We start from the raw sequence: 26,547 nt of genomic DNA, 5'->3' as shown, positions 1-26,547 counted from the left end.
ACGCGATGGAAGGCGCGTCCCCCGCGGGACGCGCCCCCCGTTGGCTGCACATGGCTGGACCGCCGTCAGTGCTTGCGCGGACGGTACTTCCGACGCGTGGCATGCGCGGATCCCTTGCGGTCGGTGGCCTTGAGACGGGCGATCACGTCCTGCTCCGACTCCCCCTCCAACCTGGCGCGAAGGGCAACCACCTGGTCGCGTAGCCGGGCGGCGCGCTCGTAGTCCATGTCCGCCGACGCCTGGATCATCTCGTCCTCGAGCGAGCCGAGCACCTTGGAGACCTCCTCCTTGGGGAGCGCCGAGAGCTCGTCCGCAACGGCATCAATGGTCGCCTCGCGCTCCGTCTCGGATTCACCGGCGTCACCCTCCGCCCCGCTCGCGGTGAAGAACTCCCCGTTGACGCGCGACTTGGTGTCGAGGGTCTTGCTCGCCTCCTCGATGAAGCTCGTGACGTCGGTGATCGACTTCTTGACCGTCTGTGGGACGATGCCGTGCTCGTCGTTGTAGGCCATCTGGATGCTGCGACGCCGTGCCGTCTCGTCCATGGCCTCTCGCATGGAGTCGGTGATCGTGTCCGCGTACATGATGACCTCGCCATGCGCGTTTCGCGCCGCGCGTCCCATGGTCTGGATGAGGGAGCGGCGGTTGCGGAGGAAGCCCTCCTTGTCGGCATCGAGGATCGCCACGAGCGAGACCTCGGGGATGTCGAGGCCCTCGCGCAGGAGGTTGATTCCCACCAGCACGTCGATCTTGCCCAGGCGCAGGCTCCGGATGATGTCGACGCGGTCGAGCGTCGCCGTGTCGCTGTGCATGTAGTTGACGCGGATGCCCTCGTCCAGCAGGTGGTCGGTCAAGTCCTCTGCCATGCGCTTGGTGAGCGTGGTCACCAGCACGCGCTCCCCCCTTGCCGTGCGTGCCTTTATCTCGTCAAGAAGGTCGTCTATCTGCCCGCGGACGGGACGGACCTCCACCTTGGGGTCGAGCAGCCCGGTGGGACGGATGACCTGCTCCACCTCCTGCTGCGTGACGCCCTCCTCGTAGTCTCCCGGCGTCGCGGACACATAGATGAACTGCGGGATGCGCTGCTCAAACTCGTCAAAGCGCAGGGGACGGTTGTCCAGCGCGGAGGGCAGGCGAAAGCCGTGGTCCACGAGCGTGATCTTTCGGGCTCGGTCGCCCTCGTACATGCCGCGGATCTGCGGCACGGTCACGTGGCTCTCGTCGATGATGCAGAGCATGTCGCTGGGGAAGTAGTCGATGAGCGTGTAGGGCGGCTCGCCGGGCTTGCGCCCGTCCAGGTGCCGGGAGTAGTTCTCGATGCCCGAGCAGTAGCCCATGGTCTCGAGCATCTCAAGGTCGTAGTTGGTGCGCTGGGAGAGGCGCTGGGCCTCCAGTAGCATGTCGTTTGCCTTGAGCTCCGCCACGCGGTGCTCAAGCTCGTCCTCGATCGTCTTGATGGCGTGCGTGACCTTGGGCCGCTCGGTGACGTAGTGCGACGCGGGCCAGATGGGGATGGCGTCGTACTCTCGCACGACCTCGCCCGTCACGTTGTCGATCTCTGCGATCTGGTCCACCTCGTCGCCAAAGAAGCTCACGCGCAGCGGGTTCTCGGCATAGGGCGGAAACACGTCTACGGTGTCACCGCGCACGCGGAAGGTGCCGCGCGACAGGTCGTAGTCGTTGCGGTCATACTGGATGTCGATGAGCTCGCGAATGAGGTCGTCGCGCTCGAGCGGGACCTCCTTGTCCACGTTGGGCGCAAGGCCCGCGTAGTCCTGCGGGCTGCCGATGCCGTAGATGCAGCTGACCGACGCGACCACGATCACGTCACGCCGGCTGAGGAGGCTCGAGGTAGCCTGGTGGCGGAGCTTCTCCACCTCCTCGTTGATCGAGGCGTCCTTCTCTATGTAGGTGTCCGTCTGCGGGACATAGGCCTCGGGCTGGTAGTAGTCGTAGTACGAGACAAAGTAGACCACGGCGTTGTTGGGAAACAGCTCGCGCATCTCGCTCGCAACCTGTGCGGCGAGGGTCTTGTTGGGCTCCATGATCAGGGTGGGGCGCTGCACCGCCTCTATGGTCTTTGCCATGGAGAATGTCTTGCCGCTTCCCGTGACGCCCAGCAGCGTCTGGTAGCGCAGGCCGCGCTCGACCCCATCCGCGAGCTTTGCGATTGCCTGCGGCTGGTCTCCCGCCGGCTGGTAAGGCGAGACGACCTCAAGGCGCTCCCCGCCATGCGTCAGGCCAAAGCGTCGGAGCTCGGCGCCAAAGCGCTCCTTGGCCTCCGGCGTGCCAGCAAGCGGCTCGTAGCGCACCGTGCTGCCGTCCTCCGCCACGAACGAGCGACCCTCTCCCGCCTGTGTCATGGCAAGCCTCCTTCTTCTCTCCAGCAGAACAAGTGTACCCTATGGGAGAGGAGCCTTCCACAGCCATGGAGGCGATGCCACCAGTGCTTTCCCTGGCACCCGTGCGGATTTGAGCTGCCCCGCACATGCAGCGGCTAGTTGGAGTCGGTGATGCCGTTGGGATAGAGCTCCTGGTACTTGGCGTAGGCATCCTTCACCCGCACGAGGTAGGCGGCCGTCTCGGCATACGTGATGTTGTTGGAGATGTCGCCGCCCGAGCTCTGCCAGCTGCTCACGGAGCCAAGCCCGGCGTTGTACGCCGCTATCACCTCGTCGGTGGAGTTAAGGTTGGCCTGCAGGTAGGCCAGGTACGCCGTTCCATACTCGATGTTGGTCGTGGGGTCCGTGAGCGCCGTGGGATCGTAGGTGGACGAGTCCACGGAACCCAGGGTCGCAAGCTCCTGCGAGGTCGCAGGCATCAGCTGCATCAGCCCCTGCGCCCCTGCGTCAGACTGCACGGTGGGGTTCCAGTTTGACTCGCACTTGATGACCGCGCACACCAGGTAGGGGTCCACGCCGTAGCGATCCGACGCTTCCTGGATGATGTCCGCATACTTCACCGGGTAGAAGATGGACCTCACGAGGTTGTCCGGCACCAGCGAGAAGCCAAAGGTGAGCGCGCACACGATGGCCATGAGGGTGATGGGGATGGTCCGGTACCACCTGAGAAAGCGCGTGTCTCCCATGCTCACTCCGCCTTCCTGGCAGGCCGCCAGCCATTGGCCTGGTGGGATTCCCACCAGGCGTCGGCACGTGCCATCAGCTCGTCGGCGCCACCACGGTTGTCGACGAGCGTGTCACAGTGAGAGCCCAGGTACTCGTCGCTCGGCTGGCGTGCCGCACGTGCATCGAAGTCCGCACCGTCCATGCCGCGCCCGATGGCACGGCGTCGACGCTCCTCCAGTGGGCAGGCGATGGCGACGACCTCGTCCGCGAGATGGACGTACGACTGAAACCGATCGAGGAGCGGGACCTCGACCACGACGCAGGAGGGTGCGTCGGAGAGCCTGCTCAGGCTCGACAGCCTTCTCATGAGCGCAAGCCCGATGTGGGGAAGCTCAATCGCCTCGAGACGCGCCGTGTCCCCTGCCGTGGCAAACGCCCTCTGGGCGAGGAGCGCCCGGTCCAGCTCGCCAGTGACGGGGTCCAGGAGGTCGCCACCAAACTCGCGTGCGACCGCCTTGAGACAGTCTGACCCTGGTGCCAGGACCTCGCGAGAGAGCTGGTCGAGGTCAATCCTCCGCGCCCCTCTGGCCTGGAGGCGGCGGGCAAAGCTTGACTTGCCGGAGGCGATGCCACCGGCCACGAACGCAACGTACATCTCTCCCCCTTGAGAAGTGGCGCCTCACGCCCGTCTGGCGGTAGGGTACGCGGAAGAAGCAGGGGGCGCGGCAGGCCAGAAGCCAGCCGCGCCCCCGTGATAATTGGAAGTGGGTCTAGGAGCGAAGGTCAAACTTCTGGTGGCAGCGCGGGCAGGTGACCCTGATGTGACCCTTTCCACGCGGGACGCGCACGTGCTGGTGGCAGTTGGGGCAGGTGGCATGCTTGAACTCGCGCCCCTCGCGGGCGGCGGCAGCGGGGTTAGAGATCCAGCCGCTCACGGGGCCAAGCTTGGACATTACCTGGTCGTTCTCCCTGCGACGAGACGCCACGTCGGGCGAGAGGATCCTGAACACCGCGTATGCGACGAGCAGGAGGACGATGATCGTAAGGGGCAGCGTGCGGGCGAACAGGTTGATAACGAGCAGGATCGCCGCCACGATCACCACGAGGATGGAGAACTGGTCAACCCCGTTGCGACCGTTCATGAAGTTGGATGAGTTGCCGCCAAAGCCGCTCTTTGCCACCATGACCTCTTTCCCGGGACGAGGCTCCCGTGCGATTGTCCTTCAAGCCATCGGACGGGTCAAACCCGCCCAGGTACTACGGTAGTACAGTAGCTTAGCGCATCGCGCCAGGGCTATGCCCGCGCCCCCGCAATGGCCCCACAAAGCCCACCACCCGATCCGAGCGCCAGCGAGGGACTACCTCGCGGCCTCCACGAACGCGTGCCAGAGCGCACGGTCGCTTGCGAGCGAGCGCCACGTGTACTCGGGGTGCCACTGCACGCCGAGCACGAACCGCTTGTCAGGGAGCTCGATGCACTCGGGCACGCCGTCCGTCGACTCGCCGGAGAGGACGGCGCCCTCCCCCAGCCTGCCCACGCAGCAGTGGTGGCTGGAGTTCACCTGGATGAGCGGCGACCGCACGATGCTCGACAGGAGCGTCCCCTCTCGCACCTCGACGGGGTGGGCGGGATCGGTGAGCACCATCGCGTGACGCCACAGGGCCATGCCCTCGCGGGGCTTGAGGCCGGGGACGTCCATGCACAGCGTGCCGCCGAGGACAACGTTGAGCAGCTGCGTCCCCCTGCATGTGGTGAACAGGGGCTTGTCCGCCTGGAGGACCCTCTCGACGAGGGGGAACTCGAAGCCGTCGCGCTCGGGGCACAGCAGGGACTGGTCGTAGGGGCTCTCGTCGCCAAAGCGGCGCGGGTCAACATCCGGACCGCCGGGAATCGCGAAGCCGTCGCAGATGTCGACGAGGTGGGAGATGAGCCCCTCGTCGTGGGTGAGGGGAAGCATCAGGGGGACGCCGCCCGCGTCGATGATGGCGTCGGCAAAGACCGAAATCATGGACTCGCTCGGCGCAAGGTGCTCGGGGATCCTCAGCGACGGCTCCTGGACCTCCCAGCGAGGGGCGACGCCGATGATGGGGCCACGCTCCTCTTCCCTTCTGCTGGATACGACCTCGTCCACATGAGCCTCAGTCACTCGGACTCCCCCTTCTCGCTCGCCTTGAACTCCATGCATTCTAGGAAAGCGCCCCGGGGCCTATGGCAACCTCGAGGCGCTTTCATGGAAACAGAACACCCAAGACGCCTAGTGTCCGCTAATCGACTCCAGGAACTCCTTGGCGCGCTCGCTCTTGGGGTGGTCGAAGAACTCGTCCGGAGCACCCTCCTCCACGATCTGGCCGTCCGCCATGAACACGACGCGGTCGGCCACGCGGCGGGCAAAGCTCATCTCGTGCGTGACCACGATCATGGTCATCCCCTGGCGAGCGAGCTCGACCATCACGTCGAGGACCTCGTTGATCATCTCGGGATCGAGCGCGCTCGTGGGCTCGTCGAACAGCATCGCCTTGGGGTGCATGGCGAGGGAGCGCGCAATGGCCACTCGCTGCTGCTGTCCACCGGAGAGCTGCGCGGGCACCTTGGAGGCCTGCTCCGCCACTCCCACACGCTTGAGGAGCTCCATCGCCTCCGCCTGCGCCTTCTCCTTGGGCACGCCCAGAACGTCGATGGGGCCGATGGTGACGTTGTCGAGGATGGACATGTGGGCGAAGAGGTTGAACTGCTGAAACACCATCCCCAGTTCGGCGCGCATCGCGGCGAGCTCCTTGCCCTCCTGGGGGAGCGGCTTGCCCTCGATGAGGATCTGGCCCGAGTCGATGGTCTCGAGGCGGTTGATGGTTCGGCAGAGCGTGGACTTGCCCGAGCCGGAGGGCCCGATGATGACGAGGACCTCGCCCTTGTCGACCTCGAGGTTGATGTTCTTGAGCACGTGGAGGTCGCCGTAGTGCTTGTCGACGTCCCTGAGTTCGATGACGGGGGTCTGCTTGCCCTCGTCCTGCATGGTGGTGGCCATGTCCCTCCCATCCGTGGCACGTGGGCCACGATCAGTATGACCCTGAGCGAACCTACATGGGGTTCTCGGACGTGCGTGCGACGATCCTGGTCCCCGACCTCCTCGCAAGGTACACCGAGAGCTGGTTGATGCCGTAGTTGATGAGAATGTAGATGATTGCGATGACGAAGTACGTGGAGACCAGCGCATCGTAGTTGGTGATGAGCACGCGCGCGTTTTGGAGCATGTCCGGGAAGCTCACGACGTAGGCGACCGTGGTGTCCTTGACCACGACCACGAGCTGCGACACGAGCGACGGTATGACCATGCGCAGCGCCTGGGGAAACACGATCTTGAGCTTGACGTGCATGGGGCTCATGCCAAGCGAGAGGGCCGCCTCGGTCTGGCCCCTGGGGACCGCATTCATGCCGGCGCGGAAGACCTCTGCGAGGACGCCCGACGCGGCGAGGGCAACCGGCAGCGCAATCATCCAGAACGACGACATCTTGATCCCGTACTGCGGAATGACCAGGAAGAAGAAGTAGATCAGCAGCAGGCTGGGGACGCCACGGAAGAAGTTGATGACCACGTGGCACACAGCGGACAGCACGCGGTTGGAACTGATCCTGCCGAGCATGAGGAGAAGACCAAGAACGAGCGCGATGATGCCCGAGGTGACGGCAACCTCGATGGTGCCCATCAGTCCCTGCAACAGGAAGCGCCAGGTGGTCCAGCGGGTGAAGAACAGCCAGTACTTGGGCGACAGCTGTCCGGTGACGTAGAACCGCCGGATGATCGCCCACACCCCCCATGCCACGAGGAGCAGGGAGACGAACGTCCAGAAGCGGATGCGACGGCGTGTCTTGGGGCCGGGGGCCTCGTAGAGCGCGTCGCGCATGGAGGTGGTTGCATCGCTCATCGAAGAATCCTCACCCTCTTGTCAATCGCGTTGCCGACGTAGCCTATGGCCAGGGCCGAGAGCGCATAGCCAAGGGCGGAGATGAAGAACGTGGTGATGCCGCCGCTCACCTGCGTGTTGATCACCGACACCAGGCCGGTGAGCTCGGGTGGCGACAGCGGGACCTGGGATCCCAGGGCCGTCGTGAGCATGACCGCAATCAACAGGTTGGTCATGGGCAGCACTGCGGAGCGAAGCGCCTGTGGAATCACGATCTTGCGCAGGATCTGCGTGAAGGTGAGGCCCAGGGAGCGCGCCGCCTCGATCTGTCCGACGCCGATGGTGTTGATGCCGCTCATGAAGTTCTCGGACCCAAAGGCGGAGCCCAGCAGGATCGTGGTCACGATGACGCAGGTGCGGTAGTCGAGAAGGACCTTGAGGAATGGCAGTGCGTACACGCAGATGATCAGCAGCGAGACGCCTGGGATGTTCCTGAAGATCTGCACGTAGACGTCCCCAACGACCCTGAGCGGCTTGATGGGGCACACGCGCATGACGGTGACGAGCACCGACAGGATCATGACGAAGACGAACGAGATGGCAGTAAGCTGCCAGGTAGTGAGGAGCGCGACCAGGTAGTCGCCACCGTAGGTCTTCCAGAGCTCAGCGAATCCCATGCATCCTCTCCCTCCCCCTCGACGGGCGGCCCGGGACGATGGGGCGACACCGGGTCTTGCATACATTATTAATATGAGGTCTCCGCCATACAACAGCGGAGACCTCAGACTTCGTTTTACAACAAAGTAATGTTTCCGTGAGACGTGCTAGGCACCGATCGTGGGAGGCGTGGGAGCCTTGTCGAGGCCGGTGCGATCGCCGATCGCAATCTTCCACAGCTGCGCCCAAGTGCCGTCGTCCTCGATCTCCTTGAGGAAGTTGTTCACGAAGTCGACGCCATCGGAGTTGAGCGGGAGACCGATGCCATAGGGGTCGTCCGGGCCAAAGGTGTCACCGGCGATGCGGTACTTGCCGGGGTTCTTGACGACGGAGCCCATCTGCAGCGTGTTGTCGATGACGTAGGCATCGACGCGACGCTGCTCGAGTGCCTGGCGAGCCTCCTCGTCGGTGCTGAACTCCTGCTGGGTCGCCTTGGGGGCGTACTTCTTGACGATGCTGGGGCCGGTGGAGCCGGACTGGACTGCGACCGTCTTGCCGTCGAGGTCGTCCACGCTGTTGATGTCGGTGTTGTCCTTGAGGACGAGGATAGCCTGCTGCGCCACGAAGTACGGGCCGGCGAAGGAGATGACCTTCTTGCGGTCGTCGGTGATGGAGTACGTGGCAAAGACCGTGTCGACCTGATCGTTCTGGAGGACGGACTCGCGGGTGTCAGACGTCACCTGGGTGAGCTCGTACTTGGACTCGTCGCCCAGAATGTAGCGGGTGAGCAGCTGGTACAGACCGGCGTCGAAGCCGCGAATCTTGTTGTCCTGCTCGTTGAGGAGGCTGAACAGCGTGGAGGTGCGGGTGCCGCCAACGCGGAGCGCGCCGGCGTCCTTGACCTTCTTGGCCCACTCGCTCGCCTGGATCGTTGCGTCGTCAGCGGTCTTGCCGCCAGCGATGAGCTGATCGTACGCATCCGCGTCGAGCTCGGTCGAGGCGCTGGATGCGCTGTCCGCGGAGGAGTCCGAGGAGCCGGTGGATGCTGCGGTCGTGTCATCCGTGGACCCGCAGCCGACGAGGCTGAGGAGGCCAGCGGTGGCGATGCTGCCGCCAGCCAGCGTGATGGCCTGGCGCCTGCTCAGGACGATGTTATCGATTGACTTCATGGTGGAGCCCCTTCTTCTCGTGTGCCAGAGCGTTGGCCAAGGGCAGCGGCCGCTCCGCACGGTGAATGCCACCGAGCTTGATTAGGTGGCCTTCCGCAATCTTTGGTGAAACTATACCCTCGCGGTGGGATTAATCAAGACGAGCACGGTAACAATTAACGCCAGAGATAATGGGATTGTGCAATCCCAGCTATCGCTTTTCTTGATATGCCCCATGAGCTGGGGCTTATACTCGCCCATTTCAAAGATTGCGGGAGGATTGGCAACCTCGAGCGACAAGGCTCCAACTCACACGACCTCCGTTGGGACACCCCAAGCGTCGCATTACCCATGAAAAAGGGAGCCGCCCCGAAGGCGACTCCCCCACAATGCCAGACTGTCAGAGACGCAGCCTACTCGGCGGCGTTCTCCTCGTCCTCCTCGGGCTTGTCCAGCGGCTTGACCTCGACCTCGGTGCCCAGGGTCTCGGCAGCTGCCTTCATTGACAGCGAGATGCGGCGACGGTCGAGGTCGATCTCCATGACCTTGACCTGGACCTTGTCGCCCACGTTGCAGACCTGGGAAGGCTGGTCAACGTGCTGCTTGGCCATCTCGGAGATGTGGACCAGGCCCTCGACGCCGTCGCCAAGGTCAACGAAGGCACCAAAGGTGACGAGCTTGGTGACGGTGCCCTCGACGATGGCGCCCACGGGGTACTTCTTGACCAGGGTGCGCCAGGGATCCTCGGTGGTCTGCTTCAGGCCGAGCGAGATGCGCTCGCGGTTGAGGTCGACGTCGAGCACCTGGACCTCGACCTCCTGGCCGACCTTGACGACCTCGGAGGGGTGATTGACGTGGTTCCAGGAGAGCTCGGAGATGTGGATCAGGCCGTCGATGCCGCCAAGGTCCACGAAGGCACCAAAGTCCACGATGGACGAGACGGTGCCCCTGAGGCGCATGCCAGGCTTGAGCTTGGAGAGAATCTCCGTACGCTCGGCCTTGCGGGCCTCCTCGAGGACGACGCGACGGGAGAGGACGACGTTGTTGCGGTTGCGGTCCATCTCGATGACGCGGGCCTCGATGCGGGTGCCGAGGTAGGCGTTGAGGTCCTTGACCCTGCGGAGGTCGACGAGCGACGCAGGCAGGAAGCCGCGCAGGCCGATGTCGAGGATAAGGCCGCCCTTGACGACCTCGATGACCTCGCCCTCGACGTTCTCGCCGTTCTGGAACTTCTCCTCCACGCGGTTCCACGCACGCTCGTACTCGGCGCGCTTCTTGGAAAGGATCAGGCGACCCTCCTTGTCCTCCTTCTGGAGGACAAGTGCCTCGATGGTGTCGCCCAGGTGGACGACGTCCTCGGGGTTGACGTCCTTGCGGATGGACAGCTCGCGAGACGGAATGACGCCCTCGGACTTGAAGCCGATGTCCAGCAGAACCTCATCATGCTCGATCTTGACGACGGTACCCGTCACAAGATCACCCTCGTCGAAGTTGGTGATGGTGCCGTCGATGAGGTTGTTCATCTCCTCGTCGGACACATCATCTAGCGAGAAGATGGACGAGTTCTGAATCTCACTCAAAGGTGGACCCCTTTCGAAAAACGGGGCCCCGACCACATGATCGCTGCCTAGGGCGCTCGGCTTGGGCGTTGCGCAATTGGAAACTTACATGCTCTCGGGGGCCGACAGATACTTTGCATGAGCATCCTACTCATGCGTTTGATAGGTTACCTTTACGTACGTCCCTTTTTCAAGAACTTCGTTGCCAAATCCGCAATTTCACAGGCGGTGTGGGGAACAGGGACGATGCAGGACGTTCGGGACGCGGAAGGGAGTGTGGCACACATGATCAAGGCGGTCCTCTTCGACCTCGACGACACGCTCCTCGACATCAACCTCACCGCCTTCGTGGCGCGCTTCCTCTGGGGCAGGGCCAAGATCCTCTCCCGTGCCGCACGCGTCCCCCTCCCCCTTGCCTACGCATGGCAGGCACAGGGCTATCTCGAGATAAACGCCCCGGGGCGGCGCCAAGACTCCCTCACCAACGGCGAGTTCTTTGACCGCCGCGTGTCGGAGCTCTCGGGCGTTCCCATGGACGAGGCATCCCTCGTGAACGCCTTCGGCTTCTACGAGCGGGAGTACATACGCCGCTTTCGCGACGGCCTGGTGATGGCGCGGCCGCAGAGGGGTGCCCGCAAGACGGTGGAGCGCGCGATGTCGCTTGGCTACACCGTGGCTCTGGCGACCAATCCCACGTTCTCGCTCGCCGTCGACCTGGTGCGCATGGAGTGGGCACACGTGGACGACCTGGACTTCAGGCTGATATCGCACATTGGCAACTCCACGCGCTGCAAGCCCGAGGCGCGCTACTACCAGGAGTTCTGCGCGCAGCTGGGTCTCGCCCCGGAGGAGTGCCTGATGGTTGGCAACGACGCGTCCAGGGACTTCCCACGCCCGGACATTGGGCTCTGCACCGCGTACGTGGGACATGGTCTCCCCCAGCGGGCGGTGTGGCGCGGTCCCATTGGAGAGCTGGGCAACCACCTTCAGGAGATTTGTGCCACCCTCGATTCGCAAGGCGCTGGCAAGAAGGTCTAAGCAGGCGAGAGTGACGTGAGGCCAATTGCCGCGACCTGCGGCACCGGACGACAGGAGAGACGATGACCCCCAGCGAATACGACAACCACGTTGCGATCCTCCGCGAGGAGCTGGTGTGCGCCCTCGGCTGCACCGAGCCCATCGCCGTCGCCTATGCGGCGGCGCTCGCCCGCGCGGCGCTTCGACAGCGCCCCGAGTCGCTGGTCGTTGCCTGCAGCGGGAACATCATCAAGAACGTGAAGAGCGTCACCGTCCCCAACTCGGGCGGCCTGCGCGGCATCGAGGCGGCAGCGACGCTGGGCGCGCTCGGTGGTGACCCCACCCGCGAGCTGGAGGTGCTGCAGGCGGTGCAGCCGCAGGACGTTGAGCGCACCAAGGAGCTGGTAGATGCCGGCTTCTGCGACGTGGAGCTCGCCGAGGGCGTCCCCAACCTGTACGTTCGCGTTGTCGCCCGCGCACAGGGCCACGAGGCCGTGGCATGCATAGAGGAGCGCCACACCAACGTGGTCGAGCTCACCCTCGACGGCGAGGTGGTCACCGCCGCCGGCGTGACACAGGCGACGGACGGCGAGGGCGGAGACGGGCGCTCCGGCGCGAGGCGCGAGGACCTATCGCTCAAGTCAATCTGGGAGTTTGCCCACCAGCTTGAGGTCACCGACGTCGACGGGCTCATCTCTCGCCAGATAGAGCTCAACCAGAACATCTCGCGCGAGGGGCTCAGCGGAAGGTGGGGAGCGAACATCGGCAGCACGCTGCTCCATTCGCGTCCCAACGACATCTCGTGCAAGGCGCGCGCCGCGGCAGCCGCGGGCTCGGACGCCCGCATGAGCGGCTGCCCCCTGCCGGTGGTCATCAACTGCGGAAGCGGCAACCAGGGCATCACCTGCTCGCAGCCCGTGCTGGAGTACGCGCACGACCTGTGGTCCTCGCACGACGACCTGGTGCGCGCCGTGGTCCTCTCGGACCTCACCGCCGTGCACGTGAAGTACTTCATCGGCGAGCTGAGCGCGTTCTGCGGGGCAGTCTCTGCATCGTGCGGGGCGGGCGCAGGCATCTGCTACCTGCGCGGCGGGTCGTTTGCCCAGTACGAGGCCACCATCGTGAACACGCTCGCAAACGTGGGCGGCATCGTCTGCGACGGCGCCAAGCCCAGCTGTGCCGCAAAGATCAGTGCCGCCGTGGACGCGGCTATCCTGGGCTGCGACATGGCCCTCTCGGACGACAACTTTCTCGCCGGAGATGGCCTGGTGGGCAGGAACGCCGAGGAGACGATCCGCTCCATGGGGTACGTGGGCCGCGTTGGCATGCACCCCACCGACGTCGAGATCCTCAACATCATGATCGGCAAGACCGACGTGTCGGAGGGCTAGCGGGACTAAGCATCTCGTCCCAGGATTCCCATGAGGGCTAGCATGGCTAAGCATCCAGGTTGCCGATCATCGTGGGGACTAGGTGCGCTAAGCACCTCTCCCCCATCTCCCCAGCCAGGTTTATGTGGGCGGCAGCCTGGGAACCCCACGCATGCGACGCCGCAAGCACTCCCTCTGGCCATTGTGGCTAGCGCGGGGATGCTGCCGCGTCCGCCCCGTCCGCACTCTCGTCAGTACCGTCGAGACGGGGCATGTAAAACGCCGCGCCAATCGCAAGGCCCAGCGCCACGAGCGTGACGACCTGGTCTCGATACGTGATGAACGTATGTATGTACGAGTGGTTTGCTGCCGCCAGATACCAGAGGTAGGGATAGAGGGCCACCAGGAGGAGCAGGGGGAGAAACCACCACGACGCCCTAGGGACCGCCCCATGGAAGGCGCGCCGCACCAGCCACGCCCCAGCCACCACGACGAGAACGACGAACGCAGCCACCATTCGCCGCGCGCCCAGGAAGCTCACGTTCTTGCTAATGGCCATTGCCCGCGTGATGTCTCCCGCGGTGGAGGTCTCTCCCGAACGGTAGAGCGCCGTCCCAAGACCGTCCGCGATGAAATCGTGCCCCGTGACCAGCGTGGAGAGGACCCACTTGGTAACCATGAGCCCGCCGTAACCCAGACCCCAGCACGCCGAGACCAGGAGGACTGCGCCAAGCGCCCGGGGCAGGTCTCGCCTACTGACGAAGTCCCTCTCCAGATACAGCTGCACCACAAGCGGAACGCCCAGAGTGATGATCGGTGTGTCGAGGAAGTCCAGGTAGACCGTGACAGCGCCAATCACAAAGTAGAAGGTCGCCCAAAATGGGAGACGTGCGTCCCCTCCGAGGAGGCCCCTCTCCCCCGCCCGTCTGGACAGCACGAAGACGGTCGCCCCCACGGCTATCAGAAAGGTGGGCGCAAACGACAGGGATGCCATCGCGACAGGAAAATGAACCGCGAGGAAGGAGCAGACGTAGAGGACTGCCGCAACGGCTCCCCCACGCCTTCCCAACCGCATAGCCGACCAGGCGAGGAGACCCACGAACGCCACGGAGATCGCCAGCCTGATCTGCCTTAGGTCGAAATAGACGAGGAGCGGCTTGAGAAACGCGAGGTAGCCGTGCCAGTAGCGCCCATATGCGATCCACCCCGCGCCGTCCACGCTACCCATCTGCCGTTGGAGCCCGTCGCGGAGCGCGACGATCTGGTTGTCTCCCCCGTCCGTCCCATGCCACTGGAAGTTATAGGCAGCCGAGAGGACCGGGTTGCCTGCGTCATGAGTCGCCTGGTTGAGCATGATTGCCGTGGTGTAGTTGTCGACGGTCCAGCTCTCACCGCCAGACCAGAGTCTGGGATACTGGCCCTCCCGAGCAAGGGTCGACAGGGACGACCGCACGTTTTCCTCCACCGCGCCGACGGGAATCGCTGCCGCTCCGACCGAGAGCAGGCTGAACGCCGCCGTGCAGGCGAGATACGCAAGGCACAGCTGCCATATGACCGCGAGGGGCGCCCCTTTGCGAGCGCCCTCCCCGTCACAAAGTCTTAGGTGCTTCGAACGTCCCATCGTCACCCCCAACGCCACGACTCGCCGTGGCGCCCCGATGCTTCCCAGCCTGTCGGCATCCTCCGCAGCAAGCGACTTGGAACGTTGCGCAGTCTCACGCCCAGGCGCCTACTCGGCAACTCCGATGACGCGATAGCCCGCCTGGCCCACGACGTCACGATATGCAGCCTGGTCGATGGGCTCCTTGCTCAGCACGTGGGCAGTACGCGTGCCCAGGTCGACCCTTGCCCAGGTGCCCTCCACCGAGTCTAGCGCATTGGTCACGTTGCGCGCGCAGTTGTCGCAGTGCATGCCCGAGATGGTGAGGTCGGCATGGTAGGGGTAGTGGCTCTCGTCCGTGTCGTCGATGGTGACGGGTCGGAAGCTCCTCCCCGCCTCCTTGGCGTCCCCGGAACAGCAGTCCCGCTTGCCCGTCGCCGTCCCCACGATCCTTTTAACGCCCACCACCACGAATGCCGCGACAACGGCGACGATGATCACGTTTGCCAGCATGACCTCTCCTCTCGCTATCTGTTATCCGAGGTTTACTATATACCCCATGGGGGTACCTTGCGAGAGGAGAGGAGCGTAACTCCAAACGGACGACACGTCCCTTCGGCCGTCAGGTCCTACCCCTCGAAGCCGTCGTCGTCGAGGAGCGGGCCGGCAAGGCCATCGGCGCTGGTGGTTGCCAGCTCGTCGCAGCGCTCGTTGTACTGGTGGCCGGCGTGACCCTTGACCCACACGAAGGTGACCTCGTGCGCCCGCTTGGCCTGGAGGAGGCGCCTCCACAGGTCGGGGTTCTTGACCGGCTGCTTGCTCGCCGTCTTCCAGCCGCGCTTCTGCCAGCCCTCCACCCAGTGCTTGTTGAACGCGTTGACCACGTACTGGGAGTCGGAGTGGAGCTCCACCTGGCACGGACGCCGCAGCGCCTCGAGCGCCGCGATGACCCCCATGAGCTCCATACGGTTGTTGGTGGTTCTGCGATACCCCTGGCTCAGCTCCTTGGTGTGCGTGACGCCGTTGGGGTCGGTGTAGAGGAGCACCGCCCCGTAGCCGCCGGGCCCGGGGTTGCCGCGCGAGGAGCCATCGGTGTACGCCACGACCCGCATGCGGTCCGTCTCGTCCACCGGCGTCACGCCGCCCGAGACCCGCCCGTCACGCTGGGCGGCGAGCATCTGCTCGTAGCTCATGCCCTCTGCCACGCTACTTCGCCTCCGCCCAGTTGGAGCCGTACGACACCTCGGCGATCAGGGGCACCTTTAGTCGGGCGACGCCCTCCATGGCCTCCTTTGCCAGCTGCGAGACGGCCTCAACCTCGCCCTCCGGCACCTCGAAGTCGAGTTCGTCGTGGATCTGGAGCACGAGGCGGCTCTTGAGCCCCTCCTTGCGGAGCAGGGAGGGCACGCGGGTCATGGCGATCTTGATGATGTCCGCGGCGGTTCCCTGCATGGGGTGGTTCATTGCGGTGCGCTCACCAAAGGAGCGGAGCTGGAAGTTGCGGCTGTTGATGTCCTTGATGTGGCGTTTGCGGCCGTACATGGTGGCAACCCAGCCGTGCTCGCGGGCAAACTCCACCTGCTGGTCCAGGAACGTGCGGACCCCGGGGTAGACCTCAAAGTAGCGGTCAATCATCTGCTGGGCCTCGGCGCGGGGAATCTTGAGCGAGGTGGAGAGGCCAAACGCCTGCTGCCCGTACACGATGCCAAAGTTGACGGCCTTTGCCCTGCTCCTCATCTGCGGCGTGACCTGGTCCACGGGGACGTCGAACACGCGGGCGGCGGTGCTGGCGTGGAAGTCGGCCCCCTCGCGGAAGGCCGCCACCAGGTGCTCGTCCCCCGAGAGGTGGGCCAGCAGCCTGAGCTCGATCTGCGAGTAGTCGCACGCCAGGAACACGCAGCCCTCGGGCACGGTGAACGCGGTTCTCACCCTATGGCCAAGCTGCGAGCGCGTGGGGATGTTCTGCAGGTTGGGGTCGGAGCTGGAGAGGCGCCCCGTCGCCGCGACGGTCTGGTTAAACGTGGTGTGGATGCGCCCGTCTCCCCTGATGAGGCCCGGCAGAGCGTCGAGGTACGTGCTCTTGATCTTGGCGCGCTCGCGGTAGTCGAGCACCTCCCGCACGCGCTCGTCCCGGGTTGCCAGGCCGTCGAGCGTCTTGGCGTTGGTGGAGTAGAAGCCCTTGCGGGTCTTCTTGAGCCCGGTGGTGGGGAGGCCCCAGACCTCAAACAGGACGTGACTCAGCTGCTGCGGGGAGTCCAGGTTGAAGTCCTCCCCCGCCTCCTCGCGGATGTGGGCCACCATCTGGTCGATCTCTGCCCCCAGCTCGCCCGACTGCTCGGCCAGGCGGGTGCGGTCGGCGTGGAGCCCCGTGCGCTCCATCTGCAGCAGCACGGGGAGAAGCTCCATCTCCACGTCCTCAAACAGGGCGAGGGACTTGCCATCGGTCTCGAGCGCCTTGCGGAGCGGCTCGCGGAGCAGGAGCGAGGCGACGGCGTCGATTGCCGCCTCAGGCAGCTCGTCGGTCACCTCGGGCAGCGGCGAGTCCAGGTAGGTGGCGGCGAGCCCCCTGGCGGAGAAATCGGAGCGGTCCGACTCCAATAGGTAGTCGGCAACGCCCACGTCAAAGATGCGCGTTGCCTCAACCTCGTCGGCTTCGAGGACGGCGTCCTCACTCGAGTCCATGGGGCACGCCACGTGCAGCAGCAGCTTGACGTCGGCCGAGACGATGCGTCCGTCGCGGGCGAGAAGTGCCACCCCCTCCACTGCGTCGTCACCCTCAAGGCGCATGAGGCGGCTGCCGTCGAAGGCCCACACTACCTGAGGCGCGACGGCATCGAAGAGCGACTGCTGGCCCTTCTTCTCGCCCTCCGGCTGCACGCACGCACCGACCCAGGAGCCCGCCTTCACGGCCTCGCCGAGGGCCCTGCACGCGTCGTCCCCTGTCAGCGGCTGGGGAATGCTCAGCGCGTCCTTGGCCACGGGGGTGGGCACGTCGCCGGGGCGTGCCCCCTCGAGCCTGAGCACCCGCGCGGTCATGCCGGTAAACCCCAGGGCGGAGAAGGCCTGGCTCACCTCGGCGGGGTCGAAGGTCGGGAACTTGGCGTCCTCAAGGCGCACGTCCAGCGGGGCATCGGTGCGGATCGTTGCCACCTTGCGGCTGAGGAGGGCGTCGTCCACGTGGGCGCGGAGGTTCTCGCCCATCTTGCCCTTGACCTCGTCCGCATGCGCGATGACCTGGTCGAGGTTGCCATACTGCACGATGAGGGCCGCGGCCTTCTTGGGGCCGATGCCGGGGACGCCGGGGATGTTGTCGGAGCTGTCGCCCTTGAGGCCGTAGAAGTCGGGCACGAGGTCGGGTGTGATGCCGTGGTACAGGTCGTCCACGCTCTCGGGCGTCATGATCGCGACGTCGGAGGTGCCCTTCTTTGTGCTGACGACCTTGACGTTGTCCGTTGCCAGCTGGTACATGTCGCGGTCGCCCGTGACCAGGAGCATCTCGTATCCCGCCCGCTCGCCGCGGCGCGCGAGGGTCCCCAGGATGTCATCGCCCTCCCAGCCCTCGAGCTCCACCACGGGCACGTCCATGGCGCGCAGCAGGTCCTTCACCATGGGAAACTGCTCGTGCAGCGACGGGTCCATGGGCGGGCGCTGGGCCTTGTACTGCGGGAGCATGTCCATGCGCACCTGTGGCTTACCCTTGTCGAAGGCGCAGATCACGCCGTCGGGGTGGAAGGTCTCCACAAACTTGATGAACATGTTGAAGAAGCCAAAGAGCGCGTTGGTCGACCTGCCGTCTGGCGCGGTCATGGGCTGGCGGATGGCGTGGAACGCCCGGTGCATGAGGGAGTTGCCGTCAATCACGGCGATGACGCGCTTCTCCCCCGCGACCTGCGCGGCTTCCTGGTTGGTCTGTGGCATGAGGCATGTCCCCTCTCGCGTTGTCTTTTGACATTGTAACGGCGGGGCGGGACGGACCGGATGGCGCGGGGGCAAGGCCACGGCTTCTGTGCAGCGGGCCGCCTGGCCGCCCACACAGGCGCCCCGTCTTGTCGAGTTTGGTCCATGATGACCAAACGTATGTCCCTACCAGCCGTTTCACGAAGCGGCAGTGTGCGGTTCACACGCGCGTCCCAAACGATTTATCTGCGGGTAACATTTCGAAATTAATATGACTTCAGTCTTAGGGCGGCACGGGGGCTGCAGCCGTGCCACAATCTGGGACGTCCTGGCAAGCAAGCAATCGGAAGCGAGGCTCCATGGGCATGGACAAGGTATCGCAGGAGTACGGCAGTCTGCTCTTCACAGACGCCGACATGCAGGAGCGGCTGCCAAAGCCCACCTACAAGAAGCTGCGTCAGACCATCGACGAGGGCAAGTCCCTGGACATCGACATCGCCAACGAGGTCGCGCACGCGATGAAGGACTGGGCTCTGGAGAAGGGCGCCACGCACTTCACCCACTGGTTCCAGCCGCTCACCGGCATCACGAGCGAGAAGCACGACAGCTTCATCAACCCCAAGTCTGACGGCACGGTGCTCATGGCCTTCTCCGGCAAGGAGCTGGTCCAGGGCGAGCCCGACGCGTCGAGCTTCCCCTCCGGCGGCCTACGTGCCACCTTCGAGGCCCGCGGCTACACCGTGTGGGACCCCATGAGCCCCGTCTTCATCAAGGACGAGGTCCTGTGCATCCCCACCGCGTTCATCAGCTACACCGGCGAGGCGCTTGACAAGAAGACCCCGCTGCTGCGCTCCGAGGTCGCCCTGGAGGAGCAGGCAAAGCGCGTCCTGGCGCTGTTTGGCTCCAAGCCCCGCCGCGTCTTCACTACCGTTGGCCCCGAGCAGGAGTACTTCCTCATCAAGGAGGAGGACTACGCCGCACGCCCCGACCTCATCCTGACCGGCCGCACGCTCTTTGGCTGCGAGCCCGCCAAGGGACAGGAGCTCGAGGAACACTACTTCGGCGCCATCCGCCCCACCGTCAACGAGTTCATGAAGGAGCTCGACGACGAGCTGTGGAAGCTCGGCATCCCCGCCAAGACCAAGCACAACGAGGTCGCGCCGTGCCAGCACGAGCTCGCCCCAATCTTTGAGCAGGGCTCCGTCGCCATCGACGACAACCTACTGACCATGGAGAAGATGCGCCTCCTGGCCTCGCACCACGGCCTGGTGTGCCTACAGCACGAGAAGCCCTTTGACTACGTCAACGGCTCGGGCAAGCACAATAACTGGTCCATCTGCGCCGACGACAAGAACCTGCTGGAGCCCGGCGACAAGCCCGAGGACAACCTGCAGTTCCTGGTCTTCCTGGCCTGCCTGGTCGCCGCGGTCGACACCCACGCCGACCTGCTGAGGCTCTCCGTTGCCTCGGCCGGTAACGACCACCGCCTTGGCGCCAACGAGGCTCCCCCCGCGATCATCTCCATCTTCCTGGGCGACGCCCTGACCCCCGTCGTGGACGCCCTGGTGAAGAAGGAGCACGCCGACTCCAAGGACGCCGAGCTCATGGACCTGGGCGTCCCGGCACTGCCCGACGCGCGCCGCGACAACACCGACCGCAACCGCACCAGCCCGTTTGCCTTCACCGGCAACAAGTTCGAGTTCCGCATGTGCGGCAGCCAGCAGAACCTGTCCGACCCCAACGTGGTGCTCAACACCGCCGTAGCCGAGCAGTGCGACCGCTTCGTCAAGTACATGGACGGCGTCGCCCCCGAGGACTTCACCGCAGTTGCCATGCGCTTCGTGCGCCACACGTTCCGCGACCACAAGCGCGTCCTCTTCGACGGCAACGGCTACTCCAAGGAGTGGGAGGAGGAGGCCGAGAAGCGCGGCCTGCTCAACCTCAAGACCACGCCCGACGCCCTTCCCTACCTGGTGAAGCCCGAGAACATCGAGTTCTTTGCCAAGTACGGCGTCCTGAGCGAGTCCGAGACCCGCGCCCGCTACGTCGCCGCCGCCGAGCAGTACGCCAAGCTCATCAACATCGAGGCCAACACGATGGCGTACATGACCAGGCACATGTACCTGCCCGCGCTGTTCGAGTACTCGGGCGACATCGCGACCACCGTCGCCACCAAGGCCGAGCTGGGCATCGCCGCGACCGCCGAGAAGGCCCTCGTGACCACGCTCACCGAGGGGATCAACAAGATCTCGGCCGCCGTGGACGACCTTGAGGCCAAGAACAAGAAGGCCCACCAGATCGAGGACTGCACCGAGCAGGACAACGCCTACCGCGATGACGTCCTCCCCGCGATGGCGACGCTGCGTACCGCCGTCGACGAGATGGAAAAGGTCTGCGGCAAGGACTACTGGCCCGTTCCCAGCTACAACAAGATGCTCTTCTACGTGTAGCGAGCACGGGCACCACAGATGCCAAGGGGGAGAGGCGCTGCCCGGGTGGGTGGCGCCTCTCCCCGTTATGTTGGGTCTCTCCCCTTCCCGTAAGATTTGACGCGTTTACAGCGCCCCTAACCGCGTCAATCTTTACGCGATGCGAGATTCAATAAGATTCGGCGCGGTTAGAGGGGTGCTAACCGCGCCAATCCTTACGAGACGTATAACCTTGCGCCGTGGAGAGGGGCTCCCCCGTGGGGGACGCGCCTTCACGGATCAGGTGGCGGAGGGAAGCCCCGGGCCAAAACGGGAGGGGCTATCCCTTCCTGCCAGGCATCCGGATGCCCTCCATGATCTTGCCGATGCCCAGGGCAACAAGCACGATGCCCGTTATGGACATTGCGATGCTGGCGGACCCCATGGGCGACAGCATGACCACCACGCCCAGGGCAATCACCAGCAGCGCGCCAATGCGAGAGCCCGTGGAGTTGCTCCCCGTGAGCCGTCCGGCGAGGTTGACCGCCGCGAGCGACTCAAAGCCCAGGACGATGACGTAGATGCCCAGCAGAATGAACAGCCACGCCACGAAGATGCCCGGCATGTTGACCATGAGGAAGCCAAACAGCAGGCCGAGCAGACCCATGTAGAGGTCAGCCTGCATCAGGATCACGTTCCAACTGGAGAGCGCACACGCAAGCGAGAAGCCCCCTCCCACGATCAACGCCCACCCGATGATCTGCACGATCGCCACGGTGGAGCCGTTTGGGTTCATGAACAGGACGAGACCGAGGGCGATCGAGACGATCCCCGCGAAGATCGTCCCCGCCTTTGAGGTGGTCATGCGCTCCATGGTTTCTCCTCACTCCGATGCCTCGCGAACGCGGGGCCTACGCTTGTGATACCCATATTCTTGTATGAATCCGCCACAAGCGGCAACCACGTCGCAAGCTCCGGCGGTGTCATCCATCCCACCCATCCACCGCAACCCGATCCTCGCCTAGGGAGGTACCATGCCACGCCGCTCCGCCCAAGAGTCGCTCGACGTCACGTCGGGAGTCATCTGGAAGCAGCTCCTCACGCTGTTCGTCCCCGTGTTCCTGAGCTCCTTCTTCCAGCAGACCTACTCCCTCGCCAACGCATGGGTGGTCGGCCGCTTTGCGGGCAAGGACGCCCTCGCTGCCATGGAGGCGACGGTCACGCTCAACGACCTGGTCGTGAGCTTCTCCGTTGGCATGGGCGTGGGCTTTGGCGTGGTGGTGAGCCAGCACTTTGGCTCGCACGACGACGAGGGCGTGTCCCGTGCCGTGCGCACCGCCATGGGCATCGCCATCATCGGCGGCATCGGCTGCTCCGTCCTGGGCGTGCTTCTGGTTGGAGGGGCGCTGCGCCTGATGGGCACGCCGTCCGAGATCTACGCCCAGTCCCTGCTGTACTCACGCATCTACATGAGCGCCATGCTCTTCTCGATCGTGTTCAACACCGGGTCGGCGCTCCAGCGCGCCGTGGGAGACACGCGCACACCTTCGCTCATCGTGGCCGTGAGCTGCGTGGTCAACATCTCGCTCGACCTGCTGCTTGTGGCAGGTCTGCACATGGGCGTCGAGGGCTGCGCCATCGCCACCTTCGCCACGCTCACCCTCTCCTCCGCGGCGACGCTGCACGCCCTCGCCCGTGCGAAGGGGCCTTGGCGCATGCGGCTGCGCGAGATCCGCATCGACCGGAGAATGGCCGCAACCATGCTTCGCACCGGCGTCCCGCTGGGCGTGCAGGGGTCCGTGTACTCCGTGTCCAACATCGTCGCCCAGTCCGCCATCAACGGGCTCGGGACAAACGTAGTGGCGGGATGGGGCCTCTCGGGCAGGATCGACTCGGTGATCTGGATGGTCTCCGACGCCCTCGGCTCCTCGGTCACCACGTTCGCCGCCCAGAACTTTGGCGCCCGCAACTACGACCGCATGCGTCAGGGGGTCCGCACGTCGCTCTCGCTCGCCGTCGTGGTCGTGGGAGGCGTGTCGGCGCTCCTCGTCGTGTTTGCCTATCCCATCTCGTACTTCTTCATGCGCGACATGGTGGTGGCGGGCATCTCGACCAGGGTGCTGCTCTTCATCGGGCCGTTCTACGTCTTCTACTCGTTCATGGACAACTTTGCCGGGACCATTCGAGGGGCAGGCGAGAGCTTCATGCCCATGGTGCTGACGATCCTGGGCACCTGCGTGTTCAGACTGGTGTGGCTCCTGGGCTTTGTGCCCTCGCACCACACGCTCAACATGATCATGCTGGGCTATCCCGTGACGTGGATTCTCACCTGCGCGCTGTTCGTGGCATACTACCTCCGCGGGGGCTGGCTCAGGCGCGCGGACGCACGCTCGCAGGGGCGCCAGACGGCGTAGGTGCCTCGGAGGAGCCCTGGCGCCACAAGGGCACCCCGTTGGTTCCATTGCCGGGGAGACGACCGACGCCCTCCCCCGACACGACCCTCCGTGGCGTTAGGCGGCTAGCCCAAGAACGCCCTGATGCCAATGCAGACCAGCACGATACCGCCCACGACCTCGGCGCGATCGCCCAGCGCCTGGCCCAGCCTGCGGCCAATGGCGAGCGCCACGCAGCAGCAGAGGGCCGTCGTGATGCCAATCGTGGTCACGGCGAAGGGCAGGCTCACCGCCATGGCGCGCAGGGAAACGCCCACGGCGAACGCGTCGATCGCCGTGGCGACCGACTGAAAGAGGAGCTTCGCGATGGTGAGGCTCCCCTCCTCGCACGAGGCCTCCTCGGGGTGCCTGAGCGCGTGCACGCCCTCGCGGATCATGTTTCCGCCGATGAAGCCAAGAATCACCAGCGTCACGAGTCCTGCGTACCGCTCAATGAGCTCGGCGGCGACCCCGCCCAAAAAGTAGCCGAGGACGGGCATGAGCGCCTGGAAGAAGCCGAAGAAGAGCGGCATGAGGTAGAGCCTGCGACGGCACTCGCAGGGATAGGCGAAGCAGTTGGATATGGTGACGGCGAAAGCGTCCGCCGAGAGCGCGACGCCCAGAAGGATGACCTCTACGACCGACACCTCTGCTCCTCTCCCCCAGCGGCACGGGGGCGCTTCTTCCGCACCGAATACGATGCCGCCACGCATGCATAAGTGCGTAATGCTAGGCAAAGGTCGGCCAATCAGGCTCCTCGCGAGAAAAACCACGCGAAATTGGGATAACCTCTTCACTGTCACACGCACAACGAAAACAACGACCGGTCGCGATGCCGGATCACTTGGAGCAGACATGCCCGCACTCATCACGCACCACCTCTTTGGGGAGGAGGCGGCTCACGCCCTTCCCGAGGGCCTTCTGGACGGCGAGGAGGAGCTTCTGGCCTTCCTCCTTGGCAACCTGGGTCCCGACCCCCTCTTCGCTCGCTTCGCCACGCTGCCCGACCGGGCGGCGCGCTGCCGCAGCCTAGCGCACCTGATGCACGGGCCCAAGGCGATGGAGTCCCTCCTCGCCATGAGGGAGACGGTCGCCCACCTGCATCGCGACGACATGCGCGTTGGCCGCGCCTTCGCGCTGGGGCAGCTGGCACACTACCTTCTGGATAGCCGCAGCCACGCGTTCGTGTACTCGCAGCAGCACGCGCTCGCGCACGCCGACCCCTCGCTGCAGAACGCTCAGAGCGAGCTCCACGCCCTCATCGAGAGCGACCTGGACGTGTGGATGCTCTGGTCCATGCGGCAGGCAGAGGTCGACCCCTCGATCATCGGCACCTCTCTGGCGAGGACCGAACGCGTCTCCCGCGTGGGCGGTGCCATCTTCTCGCAGGTGGCGATGCAGGTGTTTGGCGTCTCGGTCGATGCGCGGCAGTACGAGGGCAGCCTGGCAGACTTTGGGTTTCTCTACCGCGCCATCGAGCCCGCCGACGGGCGGCGCAATCGCCTTATCGGCTCGGTCGAGAGGATCGCGCGCCCACACTCGCTGGCGATGGCGCAGGCGCACCTCAACCAAAGGGGCGACGCCTGTCCCGACGCCAACCTGGACCACCAGCCCTGGCACGACCCCTCCACCGGCGAGGTGCGCACCGAGAGCTTCCCGGACCTCTTCTGGAACGCACTCGGCGAGTGGGACGGCATCTCGCGCGCCTATGCCTCGGGCGAGCGCGACCGCCTTGCCCCGTTCGTCACGCGCGACTACGACGGAGTCCCCCTGGCACGCTAGGCAGATGCCTTGGGCGAGAGGCGCGAGGGCGCACGCTAGGGACCTCATCCCCTGCGTGCGCCCTCGCCCTGTGTCGCACCTCATGCCTCAAACGATGGGTCCCGCGGACTGCCTCAGGAGTCGGAACGCCCCTCCGTGCCTATGCCCTCGGTGGCACGGACGTCGCCATGCGCCTGTCCCCCATGCTCTGCGGCAGGCTTACCCCTGCCGCCATGGCCGCCGTGCCCGCGCCGGTCGTGCAGGTCGAGCCCCTTGCGCGGTACGTAGCCCGACATCCCGCCCGACAGCGCGTAGAAGTCCGCCGCGGAGAGGTAGGTGCCCTGGCTGCGCCTGCGGGCTCGCTGCTCCAGGTAGGCGTGGTGCGCCTGGTGCCACTCCTCGTTGTGGCGGTGCAGGACCTCGCGCACGGTCTGGTCGCCCTGGGCGAGCTCCTGCGAGATGTCCGCCACGCCCGACTCGTCCGCCGCGTGGACCAGCGACGTGAGTGCCGGCACCAGCAGGACCGTGAGCGCACCGGAGGTCACGAGCACCGAGGCGGTGGAGTCGAGCATCACGCCGTTGCCCACGGCGACCCCCGTTATGGCGACGACGAGCGGCAGCGCCATGGTGCAGTAGGCGGAGGCCGAGAGGACCTCGCGCCAGCCCATGTCGCGCGTCTGGGGGTCGACCTTGAGCGAGATGCCAACGACCACGCCGCGAACGAGCACGAGCGCCCCGATGAACCCAAACAGCACCGGGAGGTTGGAGGCGGCGGCCCCAAGGTCGATGCCCGCGCCCGAGACCACGAAGAAGATGGGCTGGAAGAGACCCGCACCAACCACGTGGAGGTTGCGCTCCATGACCTCGTTGCCCTCGGGGAAGAGGGCACGCAGGATGAAGCCGGCGGCAAAGGCTCCCAGCACGGCATCCATCGAGAAGAACTCGGCTGCCAGGAGGAGCAGCACCAGAATCGCCGTGACCAGGCGCATCATGGCGTGGGAGGACGGGCCGGCGCTCTGGGTCACGAAGGTCCAGAATCTGCCGCCTATGCGCTTGAGGGTCATCGAGAACACCAGGACCACCACACACACCGCCAGAAACACCCCAAGCACCACGAGGGAGCGCGAGAGGGTCCTGCCCGACAGCATGAGCGACATCGCCACGACGGGGAGCAGCTCTCCGGTGGAGCCGTACGCCACGACGGCCTTGCCCACGCGCGTGGGGCCAAGGTTCCTATCCCTCATGATGGGGGCGAGCGTTCCGTACGCCGTGGTGGTCATGAGCAGCGCCATGGCTGGCCACGACGACCGCTCAAACCCCAGGTGGGAGAAGACCAGCGCCACGAAGGCAAAGCCCAGCCCAAGCGAGACGAACCAGGACACCGAAGCGACCCTTCCCTGGTGGCCCAGGAGCTCGCGCGGGTCTATCTCGTAGCCCGCCATGAGGAAGAGGAAGCCCAGGCCAAGGTCCGAGAGCGTCTGCATCGCAAGTCCCTCGTTGCTCACGAGGTTGGCGCCATACGGCCCGAGGAGCGCCCCGGCAAACACCAGGAACACGACCTCCGGGACGGCGCGTCCCGGGACCAGGCTGGCGAGGAAGGGGGCTATCGCGGTCACCACGAGGATGACGAAGAGGGAGAGCAGCGTAGTTTCCATGGCACGAAAGTATATTCGTCCCAGGGAACCACGACAGGCCGAGGGGAGAAATCCGCAGGCACATAACAGTATGAT

The 26,547-nt window shown here is 65.1% G+C and carries 22 protein-coding genes; 5 read left to right on the top strand and 17 right to left on the bottom strand.

All coding sequences use genetic code 11. From position 1 onward, the window contains the following. Window positions 1–65: 65 nt before the first annotated feature. The 10 genes from uvrB to rpsA all read right to left on the bottom strand — a co-directional run bounded on the left by uvrB (window position 66) and on the right by rpsA (window position 10,353). Window positions 66–2,363: an excinuclease ABC subunit UvrB gene (uvrB, locus tag FYJ68_RS05490; RefSeq protein ID WP_154434785.1), complete on the bottom strand. Its 2,298-nt coding sequence runs from the start codon at window positions 2,361–2,363 to the stop codon at window positions 66–68. A 134-nt stretch (window positions 2,364–2,497) separates the two neighbouring features. Beyond that, window positions 2,498–3,088, bottom strand: coding sequence for a lytic transglycosylase domain-containing protein (locus tag FYJ68_RS05485; RefSeq protein WP_154434783.1), 591 nt, complete (start codon window positions 3,086–3,088; stop codon window positions 2,498–2,500). 2 nt (window positions 3,089–3,090) lie between these two features. Beyond that, the gene (gene coaE, locus FYJ68_RS05480; protein ID WP_154434781.1) at window positions 3,091–3,723 is read right to left on the bottom strand and encodes a dephospho-CoA kinase; all 633 of its coding nucleotides are present in this window, start codon (window positions 3,721–3,723) and stop codon (window positions 3,091–3,093) included. Between the two features lie 115 nt (window positions 3,724–3,838). Further along, on the bottom strand, window positions 3,839–4,252 hold the full coding sequence (locus FYJ68_RS05475) for a zinc ribbon domain-containing protein (RefSeq protein WP_154434779.1): 414 nt from the start codon (window positions 4,250–4,252) through the stop codon (window positions 3,839–3,841). Window positions 4,253–4,426: 174 nt separating this feature from the next. Further along, entirely contained in the window at window positions 4,427–5,215 is a 789-nt protein-coding gene (locus FYJ68_RS05470) for a gamma-glutamyl-gamma-aminobutyrate hydrolase family protein (protein ID WP_326832237.1), read from the bottom strand. A 108-nt stretch (window positions 5,216–5,323) separates the two neighbouring features. Further along, window positions 5,324–6,091, bottom strand: a complete 768-nt coding sequence (locus FYJ68_RS05465; protein ID WP_154434775.1) for an amino acid ABC transporter ATP-binding protein — start codon at window positions 6,089–6,091, stop codon at window positions 5,324–5,326. A 52-nt stretch (window positions 6,092–6,143) separates the two neighbouring features. Then, window positions 6,144–6,989, bottom strand: a complete 846-nt coding sequence (locus tag FYJ68_RS05460) for an amino acid ABC transporter permease (RefSeq protein ID WP_154434773.1) — start codon at window positions 6,987–6,989, stop codon at window positions 6,144–6,146. Then, window positions 6,986–7,645, bottom strand: coding sequence for an amino acid ABC transporter permease (locus FYJ68_RS05455; protein WP_154434771.1), 660 nt, complete (start codon window positions 7,643–7,645; stop codon window positions 6,986–6,988). Before FYJ68_RS05455 ends, FYJ68_RS05460 begins: the two co-directional genes overlap by 4 nt. Window positions 7,646–7,792: 147 nt before the next feature. Further along, window positions 7,793–8,794, bottom strand: coding sequence for a glutamate ABC transporter substrate-binding protein (locus FYJ68_RS05450; protein WP_154434769.1), 1,002 nt, complete (start codon window positions 8,792–8,794; stop codon window positions 7,793–7,795). Window positions 8,795–9,186: 392 nt separating this feature from the next. After that, complete coding sequence (gene rpsA / locus FYJ68_RS05445; RefSeq protein ID WP_154434767.1) at window positions 9,187–10,353, bottom strand: 30S ribosomal protein S1; 1,167 nt, start codon at window positions 10,351–10,353, stop codon at window positions 9,187–9,189. Between the two features lie 264 nt (window positions 10,354–10,617). Between rpsA and FYJ68_RS05440 the strand changes: the two genes are divergently transcribed. Together FYJ68_RS05440 and FYJ68_RS05435 are read left to right on the top strand one after the other, a co-directional pair. Then, window positions 10,618–11,370: an HAD family hydrolase gene (locus FYJ68_RS05440; protein WP_154434765.1), complete on the top strand. Its 753-nt coding sequence runs from the start codon at window positions 10,618–10,620 to the stop codon at window positions 11,368–11,370. A gap of 62 nt (window positions 11,371–11,432) precedes the next feature. Further along, entirely contained in the window at window positions 11,433–12,740 is a 1,308-nt protein-coding gene (locus FYJ68_RS05435) for an L-cysteine desulfidase family protein (RefSeq protein ID WP_154434763.1), read from the top strand. 187 nt (window positions 12,741–12,927) lie between these two features. Here FYJ68_RS05435 and FYJ68_RS05430 read toward each other — a convergent pair whose 3' ends face one another. The 4 genes from FYJ68_RS05430 to polA form a co-directional block, all read right to left on the bottom strand. Beyond that, window positions 12,928–14,340 (bottom strand): hypothetical protein, encoded by a 1,413-nt coding sequence (locus FYJ68_RS05430; RefSeq protein ID WP_154434761.1) that lies wholly within the window; start codon window positions 14,338–14,340, stop codon window positions 12,928–12,930. Between the two features lie 108 nt (window positions 14,341–14,448). Continuing rightward, a complete protein-coding gene (locus tag FYJ68_RS05425; protein ID WP_154434759.1) occupies window positions 14,449–14,832 on the bottom strand; it encodes a heavy-metal-associated domain-containing protein in 384 nt (127 codons plus the stop codon). 116 nt (window positions 14,833–14,948) lie between these two features. Next, window positions 14,949–15,431, bottom strand: a complete 483-nt coding sequence (gene rnhA, locus FYJ68_RS05420) for a ribonuclease HI (RefSeq protein ID WP_154434931.1) — start codon at window positions 15,429–15,431, stop codon at window positions 14,949–14,951. A 94-nt stretch (window positions 15,432–15,525) separates the two neighbouring features. Next, on the bottom strand, window positions 15,526–18,237 hold the full coding sequence (gene polA, locus FYJ68_RS05415; RefSeq protein ID WP_154434757.1) for a DNA polymerase I: 2,712 nt from the start codon (window positions 18,235–18,237) through the stop codon (window positions 15,526–15,528). 338 nt (window positions 18,238–18,575) lie between these two features. On the opposite strand from polA, the gene FYJ68_RS05410 reads away from it, so the two are divergent. Further along, the gene (locus FYJ68_RS05410; protein WP_154434755.1) at window positions 18,576–20,666 is read left to right on the top strand and encodes a glutamine synthetase III family protein; all 2,091 of its coding nucleotides are present in this window, start codon (window positions 18,576–18,578) and stop codon (window positions 20,664–20,666) included. Window positions 20,667–20,964: 298 nt separating this feature from the next. Here FYJ68_RS05410 and FYJ68_RS05405 read toward each other — a convergent pair whose 3' ends face one another. After that, on the bottom strand, window positions 20,965–21,498 hold the full coding sequence (locus FYJ68_RS05405; RefSeq protein WP_154434753.1) for a DUF308 domain-containing protein: 534 nt from the start codon (window positions 21,496–21,498) through the stop codon (window positions 20,965–20,967). Between the two features lie 160 nt (window positions 21,499–21,658). Between FYJ68_RS05405 and FYJ68_RS05400 the strand changes: the two genes are divergently transcribed. Continuing rightward, window positions 21,659–23,038 carry an MATE family efflux transporter gene (locus FYJ68_RS05400; RefSeq protein ID WP_154434751.1) on the top strand — a complete coding sequence of 460 codons (1,380 nt, stop codon included), beginning with the start codon at window positions 21,659–21,661 and terminating at the stop codon, window positions 23,036–23,038. 104 nt (window positions 23,039–23,142) lie between these two features. Here FYJ68_RS05400 and FYJ68_RS05395 read toward each other — a convergent pair whose 3' ends face one another. Further along, complete coding sequence (locus FYJ68_RS05395) at window positions 23,143–23,703, bottom strand: manganese efflux pump MntP (protein WP_326832236.1); 561 nt, start codon at window positions 23,701–23,703, stop codon at window positions 23,143–23,145. A 208-nt stretch (window positions 23,704–23,911) separates the two neighbouring features. Between FYJ68_RS05395 and FYJ68_RS05390 the strand changes: the two genes are divergently transcribed. Next, window positions 23,912–24,838 (top strand): zinc dependent phospholipase C family protein, encoded by a 927-nt coding sequence (locus FYJ68_RS05390; RefSeq protein ID WP_154434747.1) that lies wholly within the window; start codon window positions 23,912–23,914, stop codon window positions 24,836–24,838. Between the two features lie 113 nt (window positions 24,839–24,951). On the opposite strand, the gene FYJ68_RS05385 is transcribed toward FYJ68_RS05390, so the two are convergent. Continuing rightward, window positions 24,952–26,472, bottom strand: a complete 1,521-nt coding sequence (locus tag FYJ68_RS05385; RefSeq protein WP_154434745.1) for a cation:proton antiporter — start codon at window positions 26,470–26,472, stop codon at window positions 24,952–24,954. Window positions 26,473–26,547: the final 75 nt, after the last annotated feature.

It is taken from the genome of Olsenella porci (assembly GCF_009695875.1).
GTDB classification, from domain to species: domain Bacteria; phylum Actinomycetota; class Coriobacteriia; order Coriobacteriales; family Atopobiaceae; genus Olsenella_H; species Olsenella_H porci.
This window is presented reverse-complemented; position numbering and strand designations above follow the sequence as displayed.